The following is a 7,273-nucleotide window of genomic DNA, read 5'->3' on the forward strand; positions in this document are numbered from 1 at the left end:
GCCTCCGGATTGATGGAGACGTCCTCCGCTGCCGCCAGCATGTGCACCTATGTATTGCCTCTATCGGCGACGGTGCAAGTCTTGCCCTTGCGGCAAGACCCCGAAAGATTTGCCGTCGGAAATCGTTCCCGCCGGCTGTACTTGGAACCGGCATTTTTTCCGCATTGATGGCCGGATGAAGACGGCGCGCGGCACCCTTGGTGCCGGACGTCGGATCAATAAAAAAATGCGGTCGTTAATAATATCGTGAATAGAAAAAACTGCTAATTTTTTCTGCCATTTAGCAGAATCGCGGATTTTTTTCCTGCTTCCCGCGGGGTAAGCAAACGGGGTGTTCCAAAGCCGGAAAAACGGTGCTTATATGCGCGCTTCGCGAGCCTGATAGAGGGGCTTGGAAGAACATCAGGGAGTGCTCAATGAAGAAGAAATTGACTTTTGCAGCCGCGTTGCTGGCTGCAAGCGTCCTGGGCGGCGTGGCCAACGCGAAAACTCTGGTCTATTGCGCGGAGGCGTCGCCGGAAGGTTTCGATCCGGCGCCGTACACTGCGGGACAGACGTTCGATGCGTCCTCGCGTACCGTCTTCAACCGCCTCGTCGAATTCGATCACGGCAAGACCTCGGTCTCGCCCGGCCTTGCTGACAGCTGGGCGATTTCCGACGACGGCAAGGAATATACTTTCAAGCTGCGCAAGGGCGTCAAGTTCGCGCCCACCGACTACTTCACCCCGACGCGCGACCTGAACGCCGACGACGTGGTGTTCTCGTTCCAGCGCCAGGTCGACAAGAACGGCCCCTGGTTCCAGTACATACCGGGCATTGCCTATCAGTATTACAATGATCAGTTCGGCGACAACATCACCAAGGTCGAGAAGGTCGACGACCTCACGGTGAAGTTCACCCTCAAGGAGCCGGCGATCACCTTCATTCCGACGCTAGGCATGGATTTCGCCTCGATCGTCTCGAAGGAATATGCCGACAAGCTGCAGGCCGACAAGACGCCTGAATTGTTCAACCAGAAGCCGGTCGGCACCGGCCCGTTCATCTTCGTCGACTACCAGACCGACGCCGCCATCCGCTACAAGGCCAACCCGGATTATTGGGGCGGCAAGCAGAAGATCGACGATCTGGTCTTCGCCATCACCACCGATCCGGCGGTGCGCGCGCAGAAGCTGAAGGCGGGCGAATGCAACATCATGTCCTACCCGGCGCCAGCCGACATCGCCGGCTTGCAGGCGGATCCGAACCTGACGGTCGCGGAGCAGGAAGGCCTCAACGTCGGCGCGCTGATGTACAACACCCAGCAGAAGCCGTTCGACGACGTGCGCGTCCGCAAGGCGCTCAACATGGCCATCAACAAGAAGGCCATTATCGACGCCGTGTTCCAGGGCGCCGGCCAGGTGGCGATCAACCCGATCCCGCCGACCATGTGGTCCTACAACAAGGACGTGAAGGACGATCCGTACGATCCGGACGCGGCCAAGAAGATGCTTGAAGAGGCCGGCGTCAAGGACCTCAAGATGAACGTCTGGGCCATGCCCGTGTCGCGTCCGTACATGCCGAACGCGCGCCGCACCGCCGAGCTGATCCAGGCCGACTTCGCCAAGGTCGGCGTCACCGTCAACATCGTCAGCTATGATTGGGGTGAATACCTCAAGCGCGCTTCGGCGGTCGATCACGACGGCGCCGTCATCGTCGGCTGGACCGGCGACAATGGCGATCCGGACAACTTCCTCGGCGTGCTCCTGAGCTGCGCTTCCGTCGGTTCGAACAACCGCGCGGAATGGTGCAACAAGGACTTCGATGCGCTCATCAACAAGGCCAAGACGGTTTCCGATCAGGCCGAGCGCACCAAGCTCTACGAACAGGCACAGGTCATCTTCAAGGAGCAGGCACCGTGGGCGACGCTCGCCCACTCCAAGGTGTTCATGCCGATGCAGAAGACAGTCTCCGGCTTCGCGATGGATCCGCTCGGCATCCATCGCTTTGACGGCGTCGATATCGCCGAATAAGGTTCGCGAAACGGGACGGCGCCACAGGGCGCCGCCCCACCTCGCCCGCCATGCTGCGTTATATCCTCGGCAAGCTCGCCCTCATCATCCCGACCTTCATCGGGATAACCATCCTCGCTTTCGGCTTCGTGCGCATCCTGCCCGGTGATCCGGTGCTGGTGCTTGCGGGCGAACGTGGCCTGTCGCCCGAACGCCACACGGCGCTGATGCATCAGTTCGGTTTCGACCTGCCGATCTGGCAACAATACCTGACCTATCTGGCCAACATCCTCGGTGGCGATTTCGGCACCTCGTTTTCCACCAAGACGCCGGTGCTCAAGGATTTCCTCGTGCGGTTCCCGGCGACTGTCGAACTCGCCATCTTCGCCATGATCTTCGCCATCATCTTCGGTGTCGCCTTCGGCATTTTCGCCGCAATCCGCCGCGGCTCCTGGTTCGACCAGCTGACCATGGGCACCGCGCTCGCCGGCTATTCCATGCCGATCTTCTGGTGGGGCCTGCTGCTGATCATCGTCTTCTCCGGTACGCTGCACTGGACACCGGTCTCGGGCCGCATCGACCTTCTCTACTTCTTCAAGCCGGTGACCGGCTTCATGACCATCGATTCCCTCATCTCGGGCCAGAAGGGCGCCTTCCGCTCGGCGGTGTCGCACCTCATTCTGCCCACCATCGTGCTCGGCACCATTCCGCTGGCGGTCATCGCCAGGCAGACGCGCTCGGCCATGCTCGAAGTGCTGGGCGAGGATTATGTACGCACCGCGCGCGCCAAGGGCCTGGCGCCGCGCCGTGTCATCGGTCTGCATGCCTTCCGCAATGCGCTGATCCCGGTCGTCACCACCATCGGCCTGCAGGTCGGCACGCTGCTCACCGGCGCCATCCTCACCGAGAGCATCTTTTCGTGGCCGGGCATCGGCAAGTGGATGATCGATGCCATTTCCAAGCGCGACTATTTCACCGTGCAGGGCGGGTTGCTTTTGATCGCGCTGATCGTCATGTCGGTGAACCTTATCGTCGACGTGCTCTATGCCGTCATCAACCCGCGCATCCGGGCGAATTGACATGACCAATGAAGGCCCAGCCGCCATCGAAGCCGCGACCGTCGTCAAGCCGCAGGACGCGCGGCTGCAGATGTTCGGCGAATTCTGGCACTATTTCTCGATCAACAAGGGCGCGGTGATCGGTCTCTTCGTCTTCGCCCTGCTGATCCTGATCGCCATCTTCGCGCCTCTGCTCGCCCCGCATTCGCCGGACGATCAGTTCCGCGACTTCTTCCTGACGCCGCCGGCCTGGCAGACGGGCGGCAACGCGCAGTTCCTGCTCGGCACCGACGCCGTCGGCCGCGATATGCTTTCGCGCCTGATCTATGGCTCGCGCTTCTCGCTCGCCATCGGCTTCGTCGTCGTCACCACGGCGCTGATCTCCGGCGTCATCCTCGGCCTGCTCGCCGGTTACTGCCGTGGCTGGGTCGACACGCTGATCATGCGCATCATGGACATCATCCTGGCCTTCCCGTCGCTGCTGCTGGCACTGGTGCTGGTCGCGGTGCTCGGCCCTGGCCTCGTCAACGCCATGATCGCCATCGCCTTCGTGCTGCAGCCACACTTCGCCCGGCTGACCCGCGCCGCTGTAATGGCGGAGAAGACCCGCGAATATGTCGTCTCGGCCAAGGTCGCCGGCGCCAGCCATCTCAGGCTGATGCTGGTCACCATCCTGCCCAACTGTATCGCCCCGCTGATCGTGCAGGCGACGCTGTCCTTCTCCAACGCCATCCTCGAGGCGGCCGCACTCGGCTTCCTCGGTATGGGCGCGCAGCCGCCGACACCCGAATGGGGCACGATGCTCGCTGAAGCGCGCGAGTTCATTCTGCGCGCATGGTGGGTGGTGACCTTTCCCGGCCTTGCCATCCTGATCACCGTCTTTGCCATCAACCTGATCGGCGACGGCCTGCGCGACGCGCTTGACCCCAAGCTGAAGAGGTCGTGAGCATGTCCCTGCTCGAGATCAAGAATCTCACCGTTTCCTTCGACACCGCCGCCGGACCGTTCATGGCCGTGCAAGGTATCGATCTTTCGGTCGAGCCGCGCGAGGTGCTGGCCATCGTCGGCGAGTCCGGCTCCGGCAAGTCGGTGTCGATGCTGGCGGTCATGGGGCTGTTGCCAAACACCGCGACCGTCAAGGCCGACCGCATGGCCTTCGACGGCGTCGACCTGTTGAAGCTCAGCCCGTCCGAACGCCGCAAGATTGTCGGCAAGGAGATCTCGATGATCTTCCAGGAACCGATCGCCAGCCTCAACCCGTGCTTCACGGTCGGCTTCCAGATCGAGGAAGTGCTGCGCTTCCACATGGGCATGGATCGCGCCCAGCGCCGGGCCCGCGCCATCGAGCTGATGAAGCTGGTCGGCATTGCCGATCCGGAAGAACGGCTTAGCTCGTTTCCGCACCAGATGTCGGGCGGCCAGTGCCAGCGCGTCATGATCGCCATCGCCATTGCCTGCAATCCGAAGCTTTTGATCGCGGACGAGCCGACGACCGCGCTCGACGTCACCATCCAGAAGCAGATCCTCGATCTGCTCGTCTCGCTGCAGGCCAAATACGGCATGGGCCTGATCATGATCACTCACAATATGGGCGTGGTGGCCGAGACCGCTGATCGTGTCATCGTCCAGTACAAGGGCCGCAAGATGGAAGAGGCCGACGTGCTCTCGCTGTTTGAATCACCGAAGAGCAATTACACGCGCGCCCTGCTTTCGGCCTTGCCGGAAAACGCCGTCGGCGACCGGCTGCCGACCGTTTCCGACATGCTGTTCGAGCCAGCCCCCTCGGCAGCGGGAGCCTAGGCATGAGCACCACGGTCCTCGAAGGCAAGAACATCGTTCGCGACTACCATATCGGCGGCGGCCTGTTCACCGGACCGCGCACCGTGCATGCGGTCAAGGGCGTCTCGTTTACGGTGGACAAGGGCAAGACGCTGGCCATCGTCGGCGAAAGCGGCTGTGGCAAGTCCACGCTCGCCCGCATCATCACCTTGATCGATCCCGCGACGTCAGGCGAATTGTTCATCGACGGCAACAAGGTCGACATCGCCAAGGGCGGATTGACGAAGGAGATGCGCCGCAAGGTGCAGATCGTCTTCCAGAACCCTTACGGATCGCTCAATCCGCGCCAGAAGATCGGCGATGTGCTGGGCGAGCCGCTGCTGATCAACACCGACAAGCCGGCCGCCGAACGGCGCGACCTCGCCATGAAGATGCTGAAGAAGGTCGGCCTCGGTCACGAGCACTACAACCGCTATCCGCACATGTTTTCGGGCGGCCAGCGCCAGCGCATCGCCATTGCCCGTGCGCTGATGCTGAACCCGAGCCTGCTGGTGCTGGACGAGCCGGTCTCCGCACTCGACCTGTCGGTGCAGGCGCAGGTGCTCAACCTGCTCGCCGACCTGCAGGATGAATTCCAGCTGACCTATGTCTTCATCAGCCACGACCTTTCGGTGGTGCGCTATATCGCCGACGATGTGATGGTGATGTATTTCGGCGAGGCCGTCGAATACGGCTCGCGCGACGACGTCTTTGCCGACCCCAAGCACAGCTACACCAGGACGCTATTCGCCGCGACGCCACGCGCCGACGTCGCGTCGATCAAGGCGAGGCTGGCGAAGAAGAAGGCCGCCTAGAGTCAAAACCCAACTGCTCTGAACGACCGGGTTTTACTCAAGACGGCTTGCCATGACATGGACGACCGCAATGAGATACGCTGGTCGAAGCCTGAGAGCAGACATCACAAGCCGGAGGTCTCGACGGAGGCGCATCCGCCTGAACCACAATTGCTTCCCCGAACTGCGAACCTTAAAACTAACACTCGCTGGCCGAGGCAGTCGCTCACAACAAGCATGGATTATTGTCTTACCAGATAACGTTGTTGGCTACCGTCGATTAGACCTGGTTAGCGAGCAATTCCCTGACCGTCTTCTTCGACACCTTTCCATAACCGGACTTTGGCAGTTCGGTCCAGAACAGATACCGTTTGGGCAACTTATAGCGTGCAATCTTGTCGATTAGCCAAGCATCGATGTTTAGCTTTGCGACGTCGGTGCCAGCTGCCGCGACACATACGGCAACTCCGATTTCGCCGGCTGCAAATGATCGGACCCGCATTCTTCCACTTCGTTGCTGTCGCAGGAAGGCGGCCTCATGCCAGCTTGTAGCGGCGTCCAGACATTGAGCCGCGCTGCACCAGCCTGTCGGGGGCGAGTCGGAGGAGGGATCTGCCAACACAGTGCAGTCACTCAAATCGTTTGCTGAGCGGGTAAGTTCGCCGAAAAACTGCAGGGGCCTTGCCGATCGTGCTAACGTCAACCCCCGGACAGTACACCGCCATTTAAGGTGGCCAAGCGGGCAACTCGCGCAAGGTCCAGCTGTGCCACGTCCTTGACGGCGAGCAGCGCAGCGGCAATCGGTACCGCCAATAGGACATAGGCCAGGACCTCTATCGCCTTGTGGGCCAAGGGGAGGGCACCTGCGATGCTTCGGCCAACAATCGCAAGCGCCTCGCCCACGGCAGTCGCTCTTCGGCGCTAGGCGCTGCCCTGGTGGGCAAATGGCAAAAGACATTCGTTATCCAGGGGAACAAGCGCCTTTCCGTCCGGGGGAGCGGACTCCGCTCGCCATCATACCAAGTCGAAGTCATTTGAGCCTAGACTTGCGAGGTTCACGTTGTAGAGACTGAGAATATCTCCAGTCAGTGTTTCGAAAACGACATCCGCATTTTGCTGCGTCGCATGATCCAAGATCTGAGGTGAAGCGAAAAGCTCATCGGGGATCCGAATTATATCGCTTCCCGGTGTGAAGTCTTTGATCACCGCGTTCCCGAAACCTGCCGAAAATACGAATGTGTCGCTACCTCCCTGGCCGGTCATGATGTCATTGGCGATTGCGTACAGAACGTTGGGCAGATCGTTGCCGTAGAGCCCGCTATCGTCACGGATGGCTTCGACTGAGCTTGTCAAAAAAATGCTGTCCCTCTGATCAGGGGAGAGCGTGAAGCCGCTGGCGACGAGGGTATCGTTGCCCTCTCCGCCATAGACATGGAACGCCGCGGCAACGTCGGCGACGGTGAAGGTGGTGCCGCCGGCATTGCTGCTTACTATATTGGAGCTGACGGTCATTCCCGACAGGTCGAGCGCGGCCTCCGCGGTGGTGAGCGTACCGCCACTGATGGAGCTGATGCCCGCCAGGTTCGCTTGGCCGACCTTGAGCGTGCCACCGATC

General features: G+C 61.0%; 5 protein-coding genes and 1 pseudogene. 5 read left to right on the forward strand and 1 reads right to left on the reverse strand.

Going from position 1 to position 7,273, the window contains the following annotated elements; translation table 11 throughout:
• The first annotated feature begins 416 nt into the window (after positions 1-416).
• The 5 genes from FJ960_RS21410 (at position 417) to FJ960_RS21430 (ending at position 5,679) form a co-directional block, all read left to right on the forward strand.
• On the forward strand, positions 417-2,009 hold the full coding sequence (locus FJ960_RS21410) for an ABC transporter substrate-binding protein (RefSeq protein ID WP_140509230.1): 1,593 nt from the start codon (positions 417-419) through the stop codon (positions 2,007-2,009).
• A gap of 50 nt (positions 2,010-2,059) precedes the next feature.
• Positions 2,060-3,067 carry an ABC transporter permease subunit gene (locus FJ960_RS21415; RefSeq protein WP_140716583.1) on the forward strand — a complete coding sequence of 336 codons (1,008 nt, stop codon included), beginning with the start codon at positions 2,060-2,062 and terminating at the stop codon, positions 3,065-3,067.
• Between the two features lie 70 nt (positions 3,068-3,137).
• Complete coding sequence (locus FJ960_RS21420; protein ID WP_246672893.1) at positions 3,138-3,992, forward strand: ABC transporter permease subunit; 855 nt, start codon at positions 3,138-3,140, stop codon at positions 3,990-3,992.
• A gap of 2 nt (positions 3,993-3,994) precedes the next feature.
• Entirely contained in the window at positions 3,995-4,846 is an 852-nt protein-coding gene (locus FJ960_RS21425; RefSeq protein ID WP_140716601.1) for an ABC transporter ATP-binding protein, read from the forward strand.
• 2 nt (positions 4,847-4,848) lie between these two features.
• The gene (locus FJ960_RS21430) at positions 4,849-5,679 is read left to right on the forward strand and encodes a dipeptide ABC transporter ATP-binding protein (RefSeq protein WP_140716587.1); all 831 of its coding nucleotides are present in this window, start codon (positions 4,849-4,851) and stop codon (positions 5,677-5,679) included.
• Between the two features lie 993 nt (positions 5,680-6,672).
• On the opposite strand, the pseudogene FJ960_RS29560 reads toward FJ960_RS21430, so the two are convergent.
• A pseudogene (locus FJ960_RS29560) lies at positions 6,673-7,273 on the reverse strand (hypothetical protein); the annotation flags it as partial.

Source organism: Mesorhizobium sp. B2-3-11 (assembly GCF_006442215.1).
Classification (GTDB): Bacteria; Pseudomonadota; Alphaproteobacteria; order Rhizobiales; family Rhizobiaceae; genus Mesorhizobium; species Mesorhizobium salmacidum.

Excerpts from the sequence above, each read along its gene's own strand:
- FJ960_RS21410 (WP_140509230.1), top strand. The coding sequence starts at position 417 with ATGAAGAAGAAATTGACTTTTGCAGCCGCGTTGCTGGCTGCAAGCGTC.
- FJ960_RS21415 (WP_140716583.1), top strand. The coding sequence starts at position 2,060 with ATGCTGCGTTATATCCTCGGCAAGCTCGCCCTCATCATCCCGACCTTC.
- FJ960_RS21420 (WP_246672893.1), top strand. The coding sequence starts at position 3,138 with ATGTTCGGCGAATTCTGGCACTATTTCTCGATCAACAAGGGCGCGGTG.
- FJ960_RS21425 (WP_140716601.1), top strand. The coding sequence starts at position 3,995 with ATGTCCCTGCTCGAGATCAAGAATCTCACCGTTTCCTTCGACACCGCC.
- FJ960_RS21430 (WP_140716587.1), top strand. The coding sequence starts at position 4,849 with ATGAGCACCACGGTCCTCGAAGGCAAGAACATCGTTCGCGACTACCAT.